The 15,502-nt window shown below is 75.0% G+C and carries 12 protein-coding genes; 2 read left to right on the plus strand and 10 right to left on the minus strand.

The features are described 5' to 3' along the window. Positions 1 to 69 precede the first annotated feature (69 nt). The 4 genes from LPA54_RS28560 to LPA54_RS28575 are packed head-to-tail and all read right to left on the minus strand — an operon-like array spanning position 70 to position 3,942. Positions 70 to 1,245, minus strand: a complete 1,176-nt coding sequence (locus LPA54_RS28560; protein WP_228983021.1) for a serine hydrolase domain-containing protein — start codon at positions 1,243 to 1,245, stop codon at positions 70 to 72. A 3-nt stretch (positions 1,246 to 1,248) separates the two neighbouring features. Next, complete coding sequence (locus tag LPA54_RS28565; protein WP_228983022.1) at positions 1,249 to 2,061, minus strand: energy-coupling factor ABC transporter ATP-binding protein; 813 nt, start codon at positions 2,059 to 2,061, stop codon at positions 1,249 to 1,251. A 59-nt stretch (positions 2,062 to 2,120) separates the two neighbouring features. Further along, positions 2,121 to 2,882 (minus strand): cobalt ECF transporter T component CbiQ, encoded by a 762-nt coding sequence (gene cbiQ / locus LPA54_RS28570; protein ID WP_228983025.1) that lies wholly within the window; start codon positions 2,880 to 2,882, stop codon positions 2,121 to 2,123. Position 2,883: 1 nt separating this feature from the next. Beyond that, positions 2,884 to 3,942, minus strand: coding sequence for an energy-coupling factor ABC transporter permease (locus LPA54_RS28575; RefSeq protein ID WP_228983026.1), 1,059 nt, complete (start codon positions 3,940 to 3,942; stop codon positions 2,884 to 2,886). A gap of 204 nt (positions 3,943 to 4,146) precedes the next feature. Between LPA54_RS28575 and LPA54_RS42720 the strand changes: the two genes are divergently transcribed. Beyond that, positions 4,147 to 4,686 carry an SsgA family sporulation/cell division regulator gene (locus LPA54_RS42720; RefSeq protein WP_306806551.1) on the plus strand — a complete coding sequence of 180 codons (540 nt, stop codon included), beginning with the start codon at positions 4,147 to 4,149 and terminating at the stop codon, positions 4,684 to 4,686. A gap of 201 nt (positions 4,687 to 4,887) precedes the next feature. Here LPA54_RS42720 and LPA54_RS28585 read toward each other — a convergent pair whose 3' ends face one another. Next, positions 4,888 to 7,149, minus strand: coding sequence for an MMPL family transporter (locus LPA54_RS28585; protein ID WP_228983029.1), 2,262 nt, complete (start codon positions 7,147 to 7,149; stop codon positions 4,888 to 4,890). A 311-nt stretch (positions 7,150 to 7,460) separates the two neighbouring features. Further along, positions 7,461 to 8,033 carry a TetR/AcrR family transcriptional regulator gene (locus LPA54_RS28590; RefSeq protein ID WP_228983031.1) on the minus strand — a complete coding sequence of 191 codons (573 nt, stop codon included), beginning with the start codon at positions 8,031 to 8,033 and terminating at the stop codon, positions 7,461 to 7,463. Between the two features lie 156 nt (positions 8,034 to 8,189). Here LPA54_RS28590 and LPA54_RS28595 point away from each other — a divergent pair, with 156 nt between their 5' ends. After that, complete coding sequence (locus LPA54_RS28595) at positions 8,190 to 11,456, plus strand: S41 family peptidase (RefSeq protein ID WP_228983033.1); 3,267 nt, start codon at positions 8,190 to 8,192, stop codon at positions 11,454 to 11,456. Between the two features lie 280 nt (positions 11,457 to 11,736). Here the strand turns inward: LPA54_RS28595 and LPA54_RS28600 are convergent, their stop codons facing one another. The 4 genes from LPA54_RS28600 to LPA54_RS28615 form a co-directional block, all read right to left on the minus strand. Then, entirely contained in the window at positions 11,737 to 11,964 is a 228-nt protein-coding gene (locus LPA54_RS28600) for a hypothetical protein (protein WP_228983037.1), read from the minus strand. Positions 11,965 to 12,059: 95 nt separating this feature from the next. Beyond that, positions 12,060 to 12,941, minus strand: a complete 882-nt coding sequence (locus LPA54_RS28605) for an SDR family oxidoreductase (protein WP_228983039.1) — start codon at positions 12,939 to 12,941, stop codon at positions 12,060 to 12,062. Further along, a complete protein-coding gene (locus tag LPA54_RS28610) occupies positions 12,938 to 13,894 on the minus strand; it encodes an alpha/beta fold hydrolase (protein ID WP_228983041.1) in 957 nt (318 codons plus the stop codon). Before LPA54_RS28610 ends, LPA54_RS28605 begins: the two co-directional genes overlap by 4 nt. Continuing rightward, the gene (locus LPA54_RS28615; RefSeq protein WP_228983043.1) at positions 13,891 to 15,435 is read right to left on the minus strand and encodes an NAD(P)/FAD-dependent oxidoreductase; all 1,545 of its coding nucleotides are present in this window, start codon (positions 15,433 to 15,435) and stop codon (positions 13,891 to 13,893) included. The genes LPA54_RS28610 and LPA54_RS28615 overlap by 4 nt, the downstream gene beginning before the upstream one ends. Positions 15,436 to 15,502: the final 67 nt, after the last annotated feature.

Raw genomic sequence — 15,502 nt, forward strand, 5'->3', positions numbered from 1 at the left:
GTACCTCCGGGAAGGGCTGCTGGTGCGAGGCGACGACTGCACCACAAGCCCGCCCCGGGCGTCCGAGCCCTACTCGATCGAGCGGCGTACCGCGCGGATCAGGGCCTGGGCGCGAGGGTCGGCGGTGACGCCCCTGCGCATGCCGTTGGTGACGTAGCCCAGGGCGGTGCCCGACTCGGGGTCGGCGAAGGCGAGGGCGCCGCCGCGGCCCGGGTGGCCGAAGGAGCCGGGGCCGAGCAGCGGGGACGCGGAGCCGTGCAGCATGTAGCCGAGGCCGAAGCGGGTGGCGACGACCAGGACGCGGTCGGGTCCTGCGGACTCCTCGGTGCGGGCCATGGCGAGGGTCGCGGGGGCGAACAGGCGGTGGCCGTCGACGGGGCCGATGAGGGAGGCGTAGAAGCGGGCCAGGGCGCGGGCCGTGGCGATGCCGCCGGAGCCGGGCAGGCCGGCGGCGCGGTACGCGGGGTCGTTCTCGTCGGGTACGGGGTCGATGACGGCGAAGGCGCGCCGGGTCAGCGACCGCTCGTCCTTGTACGCCTGCGCCACCGCCCGCTTCGGGCGCAGGACCAGCCCGCCGGTGGCGGCGGCCGGGGGTTCGGCGAGGCGGCCGACGCGGCCGATGCGGTGGGCCTCGTCCGGCGGCAGGCCGAGCCACAGGTCGAGGCCGAGGGGGCGGGCGACCTCCTCGGCTATCCAGCGGCCGATGGGCCGGCCGGTGACGCGGCGTACGAGCGTCGCCAGGAGCCAGCTGTAGGTGTGGGCGTGGTAGCCGTGGTCGGTGCCGGGTTCCCACGCGGGGGCCTGGGCGGCGACGGCGGCGGCCGCCCGCTCGAAGTCCCGGTCGGCGTCGAGGGCGTCGGCGGGCGGCAGGGGCGTGTCGAGGACGGGGACGCCGGCGCGGTGGGCGAGGAGGTGGCGGACCAGTGTCCGCTCCTTGCCGGCGGCCTTGTACTCGGGCCAGTACGTGCCGACGGGCGCGTCGAGGTCGAGCTGGCCGCGCTGGTGCAGGAGGAGGGGGACGGCGGCGGCGACGCCCTTCGTCACCGAGCGGACGATCTGCGCGGTGTCGACGGCCCAGGGGGCCGTGCCGTCGACGTCGCGGGTGCCGGCCCACAGGTCGACGACCTTGCGGCCGTCCCGGTACACCGCGACGGCGGCGCCGCGCTCGCCCCGCTGGTCAAAGTTGCGCGTGAACGCGTCCCTCACCGGCTCGAAGCCGGGGTCCACCGTGCCCTGGACGTCCACTGTTCAGCTCTCCCTCGGGGTCGGTCGCTCACCCCATGGTGCAACGGCTCGGTGCGCGCGCGGATTCCGGGGCGGCCTCGCGGTCGGGTCGAAGCCGAACGGCAGCTCCAGGCGGTGCCGGCGCATCAGCTCCTCGTCGGCGAGGAGGTCGCTCGTGGGTGCGTCGGCGGCGACGACGCCCTCGCTGAGGATCACCGACCGGGGGCACAGTTCGAGCGCGTACGGCAGGTCGTGCGTGACCATGAGGACGGTGACGTCCAGGGAGCGGACGATGTCGGCGAGTTCCCGGCGGGAGGCCGGGTCGAGGTTGGAGGACGGCTCGTCGAGGACGAGGATCTCCGGTTCCATGGCGAGGACGGTGGCGACCGCCGCGCGGCGGCGCTGCCCGAAGGACAGGTGGTGCGGGGGCCGGTCGGCGTACTCGGCCATGCCGACCCGGTGCAGTGCCCGCCGGACGGTCTCCTCCAGCTCCGGGCCGCGCATGCCCGCCGCGGCCGGGCCGAACGCCACGTCCTCGCGGACGGTCGGCATGAACAGCTGGTCGTCGGGGTCCTGGAAGACGATGCCGACGCGGCGGCGGATCTCCGCGAGGTGCGCCGGCTCGACGGGCAGCCCGGCCACGCGGACGGTGCCCGCGCCGGCGGTGAGGATGCCGTTGAGGTGGAGGACGAGGGTGGTCTTGCCGGCGCCGTTCGGGCCGAGCAGGGCGACCCGCTCGCCGCGTTCCACGGTCAGGTCGACGCCGAACAGCGCCTGGTGGCCGTCGGGGTAGGCGTAGGCGAGGCCCCGTACGTCGAGCGACGGCACGAACGACATGGCGGGGGGCGGCTGCGGAGTGGGCGCCGGCGGGGGAGCCGGGGGCGGCGGGGGCGGGGTCACAGCGTCCATCCCAGCAGACAGACGACGAGCGCGGACAGCGGCAGGGCCGCCGCGCGCAGCCACTGGGCGCGGCCCGCGGTGACCGTGTCGATGACGGGCATCGTGCCGGTGTAGCCGCGGCTGACCATGGCGAGGTGGACGCGTTCGCCGCGCTCGTAGGAGCGGATGAACAGGGCGCCGGCCGACTTGGCGAGCACGCCCCAGTGGCGTACGCCCCGCGCCTCGAAGCCGCGGGAGCGGCGGGCGATCGACATGCGGCGCATCTCGTCGGCGACGACGTCCCCGTACCGGACCATGAAGGTCGCGATCTGGACGAGCAGGGCGGGCAGCCGCAGCCGCTGGAGGCCGAGGAGCAGGTCGCGCAGTTCCGTCGTGGCGGCCAGCAGCACCGAGGCGGCGACGCCGAGGGTGCCCTTGGCGAGGACGTTCCACGCGTCCCACAGGCCGGGGACGGACAGGTCGACGCCGAGCAGCGTGGTGCGCTCCCCCGGCACGACGAACGGCATGAGGAAGGCGAAGGCGACGAAGGGCACCTCGATGACGAGCCGCTTGAGCAGGTACGTCGCCGGGACGCGGGCCGCGCCGGCGACGGCGGCGAGGAGCAGGGCGTACGCGCCGAACGCCCACACCGCCTGTCGCGGGGTGGACACGACGGTCACCACGAAGGCCAGGACGGCGACGAGCTTGGTGTGCGGCGGCAGGTCGTGGACGGGTGAGCGCGCGGGGCGGTAGAGCGAGTGGGCGTGGCCGGCGCCCACGTCAGACCGTCTCCCTGTGCCGGTCCTCAGGGCCGGGGGCGGTGGTGTTCCGGCGTCGGCGCGCCGCCCAGAAGACGCCCGTGCCGAGCGCGAGCGTCGCGCCGACGCCGATGGTGCCCGCCAGCCCCCCGGACAGGCGGGTGTCGGTGACGTCTTGGACGCCGTAGTCGGCGAGCGGGGAGCCGGCGGCGGCGTGGTCGCGGGCCCGCTCGTCGATGCCGTGGTCGGCGGCGACCTTCTCCAGGCCGTCGGGGGCGGCGGAGGCGTAGAAGGAGACGAAGCCGGCGAGGAGGACGGAGAGGGCCACGCCGGCCGCCCAGATCCGGCCGGCGGGACGCCCGGCCGCGGCGGGGGCCCGGGTGGGGGCCGCGTCGACGAGTTCGCCGTGGACGCGCAGCTTCAGCGGCGCGGTGAGGCCCCGCGCCCCGTACACCAGGTCCGGGCGGACGGCGAGGACCGCGCCGACCGTCGCCGTGGTGATGAGGGCCTCGCCGACGCCGATCAGGACGTGGACGCCGAGCATGGCGGCGAGCACCTGGCCGATGGGCACGTCGCTGGTGCCGCCGACGGCGTAGACGAGGGTGAACGCGGCGGCGGAGGCCGGCACGGAGACGAGCGCGGCCACGAAGGTCGCGGCCGTCACGGAGCGGCGGCCCCGGGGCAGGACCGTCACCAGGGCGCGGAACAGCGCGTAGGCGACGAGGACGGTCACGCCGCCCATGACGGTGATGTTGACGCCCAGCGCGGTGAGCCCGCCGTCCGCGAAGAGGACGCCCTGGAGGAGCAGGACGACGGCGACGCAGAGCAGCCCGGTCCAGGGGCCGACGAGGATCGCCGCGAGGGCTCCGCCGAGGAGGTGGCCGCTGGTGCCCGCGGCGACGGGGAAGTTCAGCATCTGCACGGCGAAGACGAAGGCGGCGACGAGGCCCGCGAGGGGCGCCGTGCGCTCGTCGCCCAGCTCGCGGCGCGCGCCGCGCAGCCCGGCCGCGACGAGCCCGGCGGCGACCAGGCCGGTGGCGGCGGAGACGGGCGCGTCGATGAATCCGTCCGGGACATGCATGGGCGACCGCTTTCGGTCGTGCGGCGAGATCTGGCCGTTCGATGATGGCCGCTCCTGCAAACGATGTGCAAGAGCGGGGATGTCACGGAAAGGACGACCGGAGGGGCCGGGTCCGGGGACGGTGCGCGGGCGGGTGGGACGTATTGATGCGAGATTGGGGGGTATGCGAGTCAGAAGGTGACGGCGAGTGGGAGGAGCCCGACGATGTGCCCCACCGACGGACACCCCGTGGACACCCGGACCGCCCGGACCGGCAGCGCCCCCGGCGCGGCACCGCCTGCCGCGTCCGCCCCGACCACCCCGGTCGCCCCGGACGCCGCCGCGGCGGGCGGGCCCGGCCGGGAGGCTTCCGTGCTGGACGCTGCCGCCCGCCCGCCGGGCGGCGACGGGACCGGCGGCGCCGCCCCGGCCCGGGTCGAGGCGCGGGCGCGCGGCATGGTCGTGACCGACGGGCCGCTCTCCCGCCCGGTGCCCGTGGCGCTGCGCTACGAGCCGGGCGCGGAGCCGCCGTCGGTGCGGTTCGTGCTGCCGGCCGGCAGTTGGACGTTCCCGCGGACCGTGCTGGAGCGGGGGCTGCGCTTCCCCGCGCACGGCGACGAGGTCGACGTGTGGCCGTGCGGACGGGTGCAGACGGTGGTGGAGTTCCATTCGGAGGAGGGCACCTCGGTGGTGCAGTTCGACTCCTCGGCGCTGCGCAGCTTCCTGCGGCGCACGTACGCCGCCACCACGCCGGTCACGCGCTGAGCGCGCGCCGGCCCGGTGGCGGCGGCGGTGTGGGTGACGCGGACGCGGGTGCGGACGCGGGGGTACCCGGGGTGACGGCCCCGCCGGGACGGCGGGGCCGCGGCTCACCCGAACGGCCCAGTCGGACCGATCGCACCCGTCAGGGCCGCTGAGCCAGGCCCGTCAGGCCCGTCAGGGCCGCTGGGCCAGGCCCGTGAGGCGTCAGGCTCGGACGAGTTCCCGGTCCTGGTCGGCGTCCGGGCCGCCGTCCCCGGCGAGCTGCCGGCGGAGCTTGTCGCCCTCGACGTCGACGTCGGGCAGCACGCGGTCCAGCCAGCGCGGCAGCCACCACGCCTTGTGGCCGAGCAGGGCGAGCACGGCCGGGACGACGGCCATGCGGACCACGAAGGCGTCGAACAGGACGGCCACGGCGAGACCGAAGCCGATCATCTTCACCATCTGCTCGCTCGCGCCGATGAAGCCCGCGAAGACGGCGATCATGATGACGGCGGCTGCGGTGACGACCCGGGCGCCGTGCCGGAAGCCGGTGACGATCGCCTCGCCGGGGCGCTCCCCGTGGACGTACGCCTCACGCATGCGGGTGACGAGGAAGACCTCGTAGTCCATGGCGAGGCCGAAGACGACGCCCACCATGAAGATCGGCATCATGCTCATGATCGGGCCGGTCTGCTCCACGCCGAAGACCGAGCCGAGCCAGCCCCACTGGAAGACGGCGACGACGGCGCCGAGCGCGGCGACCACGGAGAGCAGGAAGCCGAGGGCGGCCTTCAGCGGGACGAGCACCGACCGGAAGACCACCATCAGCAGCAGGAAGGCGAGGCCGACGACGAGGCCGAGGTAGGGCAGCAGCGCGTCGTTCATCTTCTGCGAGAAGTCGATGTTCATCGCGGTCTGGCCGGTCACGAGGACGTGGTCGCCGGTGCTCTCGCGGATGTCGTGGACGAGGTCCTCGGTCTCCGGGGAGGACGGGCGGTCCTTCGGCACGACGGTGATCATGGCCGTGTCGCCGGCCTTGTTCGGGGTGGGCGGGGTGACGGCGGCGACGCCGTCCAGACCCTTGATGCGGTCGGCGGCCTCGTCTACGGCCTCGCGGTCGCCGTCCACGACCACCATCAGGGGGCCGTTGGAGCCGGGGCCGAACCCGTCGGACAGCAGGTCGTAGGCGCGGCGCTGGGTGGTGGAGGTCGGCTGGGCGCCGTCGTCGGGCAGGCCCATCTCCAGGGAGGCGGCCGGGACGGCGAGGGCGCCGAGGCCGATGACGCCGACGAGGAGGACGGTGACCGGGCGGCGCAGGACGAAGCGGGCCCAGCGGGTGCCGGCGTTGGGGCGCTCGTCGGCGGGGCGGTGCCCGCCCGCCTTGCCGAGGTCCACCGCCGCGGCGGAGCCGGCACCGGCGCCCTCGGTGGCGCGGTCGGCGGCCGCGGTGCGCTCGGCGGCGGCCTTGCGGGCCTTGCGGCCGATGACGCGCGGGCCCGCGTAGCCGAGGAGCGCGGGTATGAGGGTCAGCGCGATGAGCACGGCGATGGCGACGGTGCCGGCGGCGGCGACGCCCATCTTGGTGAGCATCGGGATGTCGACGACGGCGAGGCCGACGAGGGCGATGACGACGGTGAGGCCGGCGAAGACGACCGCCGAGCCGGCGGTGCCGACGGCGCGGCCGGCGGCCTCCTCGCGTTCGCGGCCCTCGGCGAGTTCGGCGCGGTAGCGGGAGACGATGAACAGCGCGTAGTCGATGCCGACGGCGAGGCCGATCATCGTGGCGAGCGTGCCGGTGGTGGAGCCGAGGTCCAGCGCACTGGCGAGCGCGGTGATGGAGGAGACGCCGATGCCGACGCCGATCAGCGCGGTGAGCAGCGGCAGGCCGGCGGCGACGAGCGAGCCGAAGGTGACGACGAGGACGATCCCGGCGACGACGACGCCGATGATCTCGCCGGTGCCCGTCTGCGGCACCGTCTGGAGGGCGTCGCCGCCGATCTCGACGGTGAGGCCGCCGTCGCGGGCCGCCTCACCGGTCTCGGTGAGCGCCTCGCGGGTGGCGTCGGTGAGCTCCATGCCGTTGACCTTGTACGACACGTGGATGTACGCGGTGCTGCCGTCGCGTGAGACCGCCTGGGCGGTGTACGGGTCGGTGACGTTCGCGACCTCGTCGGAGCCGGAGCGCAGGTCGGCGACGGCCTTCTCGACGCGGGCCCGGTTGGCCGGGTCGGTCATCTTCTGCCCGTCGGGCGCCCGAAAGACGACGCGCGCGGTGGCGCCGTCGGCGCTGCCGCCGGGGAATCGTTCCTCCAGCAGGTCGAAGGCCCGCTGGGCCTCCGTGCCGGGCATCGAGAAGGAGCTGGACGTGGGTGCGGGCGCGGAGGCCGCGCCGACGCCGGCGAGGGCCAGCAGCGAGACCCACAGCAGGGTCACGAGGTGGCGGCGCCGGAAGGCGAACCGTCCGAGACGGTAGAGGAACGTGGCCACTGGGGCGTACTCCCGAGGTGAGTGGGACAGGGCAGGACAGGGGGAGTCGGCCCGACAGCGTGAGCGGTGCGCGTCAGGTACTGCGGGTACTGCCGGTGCTGCGGGTACTGCGGTCGTACGGGTACTGCCGGTACTGCGGTCGTGCGTCGGCTCCGGTGGCGGAGCCGCGGCACCGGCCCGGTCGGCGGGGCCGGTACGGGTGGGCCGGCCGGCTGCCGGCCTGCCCGCCCCGGGCGGCGGCGCGGTCCGGCGCGGGGAACGCCGGGGCCGGCCGGCCCGGGTGGCCGCCCCGGGGCGGGCGGCCGGGTCCGTCAGACGCCGAGTGCGGGGAGCACCACGGCGTCGACGTACGTCATGAGGTACGCCTGGTCGACCGGCCGGTCCTCGATGAGGGGGCGGGCGACGACGGCGCCGATCATCATGTGCGGGACCAGGTCGAGCGCCGGGTTGTCGGCGGCGACCTCGCCCCGCTCCACCGCGCGCCGCAGCACCTCGCCGAGCCCGGTCATCTCGGGTTCGATCAGCAGTTCACGCAGCGCCTGGAGGAGTTCGGGGTTGTCGTGGACGGCGTGGGCGAGGCCCCGCATCATCGCGGAGTCCTTCTCCATGCGGCAGTCGTCGGAGCGCGCCACCATCTCGTGGAAGTCGCCCCGGAGGGTCCCGGTGTCGATCTCCGCTATCCGCACGGGCTTGTGGTGCCGCAGCGACTGGGCGACCAGCTCGGGCTTGCTCCCCCACTGGCGGTAGAGGGTGGCCTTGCTGGAGTGGCTGCGGGCGGCGACGGCGTCCATGGTGAGGCCGTCGTACCCGACCTCCCCGAGGAGGTCGATGACGGCTTCGTACAGCTCGGACTCGCGTTGCGGGGTGAGTCTGCTGCGGGCCATGGGCGCTTCCATCCGAACGAAACGGTTTCGTACACCTGGAGCGTAGGCCACCCGGCGAGCGAAACGAAACCGTTTCGTACGTGGGCTGCGTCACGAACACCAGAGCGTGCGGCCGGTCGAGTTGCCGCCGCCCCCCGGCGCGGAAAGCATGGCAGGGTGAGCAGCGACGGCGCGTACCTCCGGTATCCCCACCTCCACCAGGACCTGCTGTGCTTCGCGGTCGAGGACGACCTGTGGGTCGCCCCGCTGGTCCCGGAGGGCGGTTCGCCCGGCCGGGCGTGGCGGCTCACCGTCGACCGGACGCGCGTCGGGCACCCCCGCTTCTCACCGGACGGGCGGCACATCGCCTACACGAGCTGGCGCAGCCTCGACCCGGAGATCCACCTGGTGCCGGTGGAGGGCGGCGAGGCGCGGCGGCTCAGCCACTGGGGCTCGCTCGACACCCGGGTGTGCGGCTGGGACCCGGACGGCAACATCCTGGCGGTGGCCTCGCACGGGCAGCCGTTCTCGCACTTCTCGTGGGCGTACAAGGTCGGGCTCGACGGCAGCCCCGGCCGGCGCCTGCCGTGGGGGCCGTGCGCGGACATCCAGGTCACCGACGTCGACGGCGAGCACCGCACCCTGCTGCTCACCGGGAAGCCGCCGCACGAGCCGGCCGCCTGGAAGCGCTACCGGGGCGGCGCCTCGGGCCGGCTGTGGCTGCACGGGCGACGGCTCCTGCCGGAGCTCCGCGGACACCTGGACTGCGCGATGTTCGTCGGCGACCGGATCGCCTTCCTCTCCGACCACGAGGGCGTCGGCAACCTCTACTCGTGCCGGCACGACGGCTCCGACCTGCGCCGGCACACCGACCACGACGCCCACTACGCCCGGCACGCCTCCTCGGACGGGCGGCGGGTCGTCTACCAGTGCGCGGGCGACCTGTGGACGGTCGACGCGCTGACCCCCGACTCGCGGCCGCGGCGGCTCGCGGTGCGGCTCGGCGGGCAGCGCTCCGGCCGCCGCCGCTACAGCGTGCCGGCGGCCCAGCACCTGCGGTCGGTGGCGGTCGACGAGACGGGCCGGGCGAGCGCGGTCTGCGTCCGCGGCAGCCTGTACTGGCTCACGCACCGCGACGGGCCCGCCCGGTGCATCGCCGACACCCCCGGGGTGCGGGTGCGGCTGCCGGAGATGCTCGACGGCGGGCGGGTCGCCTACGTGACGGACGCGGACGGCGAGGACGCCGTCGAGATCGCCCACCTGCCGCGCGCCAGCGGCGAGCGCGCCCCGCGCCGACTGGCCGGCGGGGCGCTGGGCCGGGTCCTGGAGCTGGTGTCGGACCCGGACGGGGAGCGGCTGGCCATCGCCTCGCACGACGGGCGGCTGCTGCTGCTCGACGCGTCGGAGGAGTCGCAGTCCGCCGGCGAGGTGACGGAGCTGGTCAGGTCGGACAACGGCCCGGTCAAGGACCTGGCGTTCTCCCCGGACGGGGCGTGGCTGACCTGGTCGCACCCGTTCATCGGCCGGTCGCTGCGGCAGATCAGGATGGCCCGCATCAAGGACGGGCTGGTGGTCGACGTGACGAACGGCCGCTTCGAGGACGAGAGCCCGGTCTTCACCCGGGACGGCCGCTACCTGGCGTTCCTGTCGTGGCGGGGCTTCGACCCGGTGTACGACGTGCACACCGGGGACCTGTCGTTCCCGCTGGGCTGCCGCCCGTATCTGGTGCCGCTCTCCTCCGCGACGCCGTCGCCGTTCGCGCTGTCCCCGGAGGGCCGCCCCGCGGCGGGCGGGCTCGACACGGGCGACGAGGAGCCGGCCGGCGACGGCACGGTCCTGGTCGAGGTGGAGGGCCTGGAGAGCCGCGTCACGCCGTTCCCGGTGGCCGCGTCGAAGTACTCCTCACTCCACCCGGTCAGCGGCGGCGGGCTGGTGTGGCTGCGCTGGCCCATCTCGGGCGCCCTGGGCGAGACGTTCGTCAACCCGTCGGACCCCTCCGAGCGGCCGACGCTGGAGCACTTCAACCTCACCAAGGCCCGCAAGACGGAACTGGTCGACCACCTCGACTGGTTCGCCGTCAGCGGGGACGGCACGCGGATCGTCGTCGTCGACGAGGGCGAGCTGCGGGCCATGCCCGCCAACGAGGTCGGCGACCCCGACACCACCGTGTACGTCGACGCGCGCCGCATCCGCCACGAGGTCGACCCGGGCGCGGAGTGGCGCCAGGCGTACGCGGAGGCGGGCCGCATCACCCGGGCGCACTTCTGGGACCCGGGCATGGGCGGCATCGACTGGGACGGCGTCCTCGACCAGTACCGGCCGCTGGTCGAGCGGGTCTCCACGCCGGACGAGTTCGCCGACCTGCTGCGGGAGGTCCTCGGCGAGCTGGGCACGTCCCACGCGTACGTCACGCCCTCCCGCCGCAACGAGGGCCCGCCCCACTACCAGCGGGCGATGGGCCTGCTCGGCGCGAACCTCGTCTGCCGGGACGGCCGGTGGGTGGTGCGGCGGATCCTGCCCGGCGACTCCTCCGACTCCAAGGCCCGCTCCCCGCTGGCCGGTACGGGCATCCGGGAGGGCGCGGTCCTCACCCACGTGGACGGCCGGCCGGTGGACCCGGTGGCCGGCCCGTACCCGCTGCTGGCGGCCGCCGGCGGTACGACGGTGGAACTGACGTTCGCCCCGGCGCAGGGCGCCGACGGGGGCGGCGGCCGGCCCCGGCGGGTCGCCGTGGTGCCGCTCGTCGACGAACGGCCGCTGCGCTACCAGGACTGGGTCGCCAAGCGGCGGGAGGTCGTGCGCGAACTCAGCGACGGCCGCTGCGGCTACCTGCACATCCCCGACATGGGCGGCTCCGGCTGGGCGCAGTTCAACCGGGACCTGCGCCTGGAGGTGTCGCGGCCGGCGCTCATCGTCGACGTGCGCGGCAACGCCGGCGGCCACATCAGCGAGCTGGTCGTCGAGAAGCTGACGCGCCGCATCCTCGGCTGGGACCTCACGCGTGACGCCCAGCCGGTCTCCTACGCGTCCAACTCGCCGCGCGGCCCGGTCGTCGCGCTCGCCGACGAGGCGACGTCCTCGGACGGCGACATGATCACGGCGGTGTTCAAGCTCCAGGGGCTCGGCCCGGTCATCGGCCAGCGCACCTGGGGCGGCGTCGTCGGCATGACGGGCCGGCACCGGCTGGGCGACGGCACGGTCATCACCGTGCCGATGAACGCGGCGTGGTTCGAGGCGTACGGCTGGGGCGTGGAGAACCACGGCGTGGAACCGGACATCGAGGTCGAACGGACGCCGCTGGACTGGGCGGAGGGCCGCCACCGCCAGCTGGCGGACGCGGTCGAGGTCGCGCTGGGCCTGCTCGCCGAACACCCGGCGTCCCGCCCGCCGGACTACTCGTCCGTCCCCGACCTCCGCCGCCCGAAGCTCCCCCCGAGGCCCTGACCGGGGGCCACGCGGGACCGGACGCTCCCGACCGCCCACGCTCCGACACACCCCAGGACTTCCGAAGAACACCACGCCCCCACAACAGCAACCGGCAACCGGCAACCGGCAACCGGCAAGAAACGAAAAAACCCCCACGGCCGCCACCCGGCCCCACGACAGCAAGCGGCACCCGGCCCACACCCCCCGGCAGCAACCCCCGCCCCCCTGAGCGCACCTGCGGAACGCAGGACCCCCTCGGGCAGGCAGCCCTGCCCGAGGGGGTCGACGCGTGCCCCGGTCAGACGTCCCTGCTCTGGTCGAGGCGGTCGCGCTCGCGCGCGGCGCGCGACATGGTGTCCGTGTCCATGTCGCGGTCCTCGGGACGGCCGCGCTGCGGCTGCTGGGGCTGCTTGCCCTTGCGCTGCTGCGTGCGCTGCTGCGCCTCGTCCTTCATGCCCTGCACGCGCTGCTTGCCCTGCTGCTGCAGCTGCTCGGCCTTGTCCTTGAACTGGTCAGAGATGCCCATCCGGGTCTCACTCCTACGGGGTTGTGGGGGGTGCGGGGTCTTCGTCGGCCCCGCGCCGCCCAGCCTGGCACGCCCCGTCACCCTGCGCATGTCGATCAGTCACGCTCCGCACGCGCCCGTTCGTCGGCGGCGCCGCCCGCGCCGACGAGGCCGGTGGGGACGTGTCCGAGCCGGGGTTCGAAGCGGCGCATCTCGCGCGGGCCCATGGTCCCGATGAGGCTCGGCAGGTAGCCGCGTACGGACTGCATGCCGCGCAGCCACCACTGGGCGTAGACGTGCGGGGAGCGCCGCTCGATGCCGGCGACGATGCGGTCGACGGCCGGGCCGAGCGGGTAGGTGCGGTTGGCGGGCCAGGGCAGGCGGCGGCGCAGGTCCCGCATGACGTCGTCCTGGTCGGCGCCGCGGACCATGTCGGTGTCCGTCCAGGAGAGGTAGCCGACGCCGACGCGGACGCCGCGGTGGGCGACCTCGGCGCGCAGGCTGTGCGCGAACGCCTCGACGCCGGACTTCGACGCGCAGTACGCCGTCATCATCGGCGCGGGGGTGATCGCGGCGAGCGAGGCGATCTGGAGGAAGTAGCCGCGGCTCTCGGTGAGTACGGGGAGGAACGCCCGGCCGGTGACGGCGCCGCCGACGAGGTTGACCTCGATGACGCGCCGCCACGCCACGGGGTCGGAGTCGGCGAACGGGCCGCCCGCGGCGACGCCCGCGTTGGCGACGACGACGTCGACCTTGCCGAAGCGCTCCTTGACCTCGAGCGCGACCCGCCCCATCGCCTCGTGGTCGGTGACGTCCGCGTGCCACCAGTCGCTCTCGCTGTGGAGGCGCTCCGACACCCGCTTCAGCTCGTCGGGTTCGAGTCCGACGAGCGCGACGCGCGCGCCGCGTGCGGAGAGTTTGCGGGCCAGCAGTTCGCCGACGCCGCGCGCGCCGCCGGTGACGACCGCCACCTGCCCTTCGAGGCTGACCCTGCTCATACGGCTTCCTCTTCCCTGTCGTCGTCGCGGCCCCGCGGCCGGGGCACGGTGGTGGCGGTCTCCGCTGGCGGCGGGTCCGCCGGGCTCAGGTGCGCGGCGGCGAGGGCGCGGATCCGCGCGGTGACCGCCTCGGGCGCCTCGATCGGGGTCATGTGGCCGATGCCGGGCAGTTCGTCGAGGCCGGCGCAGTGCGGGAGGGCGGCGGCGAGGCGGCGGGCGTGGACGGCCGGGGTGAGCCGGTCGGCGGTGCCGACGAGGACGGCGGTGGGGACGTCGAGCCCGCGTACGCCGGCCTCCACGTCGAGCCCGGCGAGCACGTGCGACCAGGCGACGCGCGCGGCGCGCGGGCAGGCGTGCACGATGCGGGCGCACTCGTCCACGCGCGCGGGGTCCGCGCCGGGGCCCATCGTGGCGTACTTGAGGACGGCCTTCGACACGGCGTTGACGGGGCCGAGCGGGGCGCGGGCGCCGAGGACCAGCCCGGTGAGCCAGGTGCGGGGGCGGCCGGCGCGCAGCGGCAGGACGAGGGACTCGGCGACCAGCCGGGAGGCGCCGGTGCTGCACAGCAGGGCGGCGGCGGCGTGGGCGCGGAAGGCGGGGCGTCCGGCGGCCGCCATGAGGGTCATGCCGCCCATGGAGTGGCCGGCGAGGACGGCCTTCTCGCCGGGGGCGAGGGCGGTGGTGAGGGCCGCTTCCAGGTCGTCGGCGAGAGCGCGTACGTGGTAGCCGTCCGCGGCCGCGGCGGCAGTGCGGCCGTGGCCGCGCTGGTCGTAGACGACGACCCGGTGGTCGGTGGACAGGTCGCGTATCTGGGCGGCCCAGAAGGCGGTGGAGCAGGTCCAGCCGTGGGCGAGGACGACGGCGGGGGCCCCTTCGGGGCCGTGCGTCTCGACGTGGAGGCGGTGGCCGTCGGCGGAGACGGCGGTGGCGGTCCGCGGGGCCGTGGTGGTCACGCCGCCGCCCCCTCGCGGCCGGCGCCGGACGTGCCGGGGGTGCCGGCGGTCTCGCGGGGCGCGCGGACGACCTCGTACTCGGCGAGGTCGACGGTCCGCGTGGCGCGGCGGAACTCGGCGGTGGTGCCCGGCCACAGGGTGGTGTTGCGGCCGTTGGCGTCGAGGTACCAGCTGTCGCAGCCGCCGGACTTCCACACGGTGCGCTCCATGCGGGCCTGGAGGCGGCGGTTCCAGGCGGCGACGGCGGAGGGGCGGGGGGCGAGGGCGCGGCCCTCGCCGAGGAGGTCGAGCCGGCGCAGGAAGTCGGCCATGTAGTTCAGTTGCGACTCGATCATGAGGATCATCGAGGAGTTCCCGAGGCCGGTGTTGGGGCCGATGACCGTCATCCAGTTGGGGAACCCGGCGGCGGTGGCGCCGCGCAGCGACTCCATGCCGTCCTTCCACGCCTCGGCGAGGGTGAGGCCGTCGGCGCCGACGACCCGGTCGGCGATCGGCATGTCGGTGACGTGGAAGCCGGTGCCGAAGACGATCGCGTCGACCTCCGCCTCGGTGCCGTCGGCGCCGACGGCGGTCCGGCCGCGCACCTCGGCGAGGCCCGAGGCGACGACGTCGACGTTGGGCCGGGCGAGCGCCGGATAGTAGTCGTTGGAGAGCAGGATCCGCTTGCAGCCGATGCGGTAGGACGGGGTCAGCTTGGCGCGCAGTGCCGGGTCCTTCACGGCGCGGCGCATGTTGGCCTTGGCGACCGACTCGACCAGGCCGAGCTCGCCGGGGCGCTTGGTGAAGGCGCTCACCTGGAGCTCGCGGATGCCCCACAGGATGCCGCGGCGGGCCTGGCCGGTGAACGGCAGCCGCCGGTGCAGCCAGCGCTCGGCGCCGGTGATGGGGCGGTCGACGCGCGGCATGACCCAGGCGGGGGTGCGCTGGAAGAGGGTGAGGCGGCCGACGCGGGGCTGGACGGCGGGGACGATCTGGATGGCGGAGGCGCCGGTGCCGACCATGGCGACGCGCTTGCCGGTGAGGTCGTAGTCGTGGTCCCAGCGGGCCGAGTGGAAGACCGTGCCGCCCTCCTCACGGAACCGGTCGAGGCCCGGGATGTCCGGGACCTTCGGGTCGGAGAGCGGTCCGGTCGCGGAGACGACGACGTCGGCGGTGAGGACGCCCCGGGACGTCTCCACCTCCCAGCGCACCGCGTCCGCGTCCCAGAGGGCCCTCAGCACCTCGTGCCCGAGGCGCAGGTGCGGGCGGAGCCCGAAGGTGTCGGTGACGTGCTCCAGGTAGGCGCGGATGTGCGGCTGCCCGGAGAAGGTGCGGGGCCAGTCCGGGTTGGGGGCGAAGGAGAAGGAGTACAGGTGGGACGGCACGTCGCAGGCGCAGCCCGGGTAGCTGTTGTCCCGCCAGGTGCCGCCGACGGAGTCGGACCGCTCCAGGACGACGAAGTCGGTGATCCCCTCGCGGCGCAGCCGGACCGCGGCGCCGAGGCCGCCGAAGCCGGATCCGATCACCGCCACCCGTACGTGTTCGCGCGCGTGCTCGCTCATGCCGCCTCCCGAAGACTCTGCCAGCAATCACTGGCACTGTCGGGAGGGTAGAACAGCTCACTACCGA

The organism is Streptomyces sp. DH12 (genome assembly GCF_020873895.1).
In the GTDB taxonomy this organism is placed as follows: Bacteria; Actinomycetota; Actinomycetes; order Streptomycetales; family Streptomycetaceae; genus Streptomyces.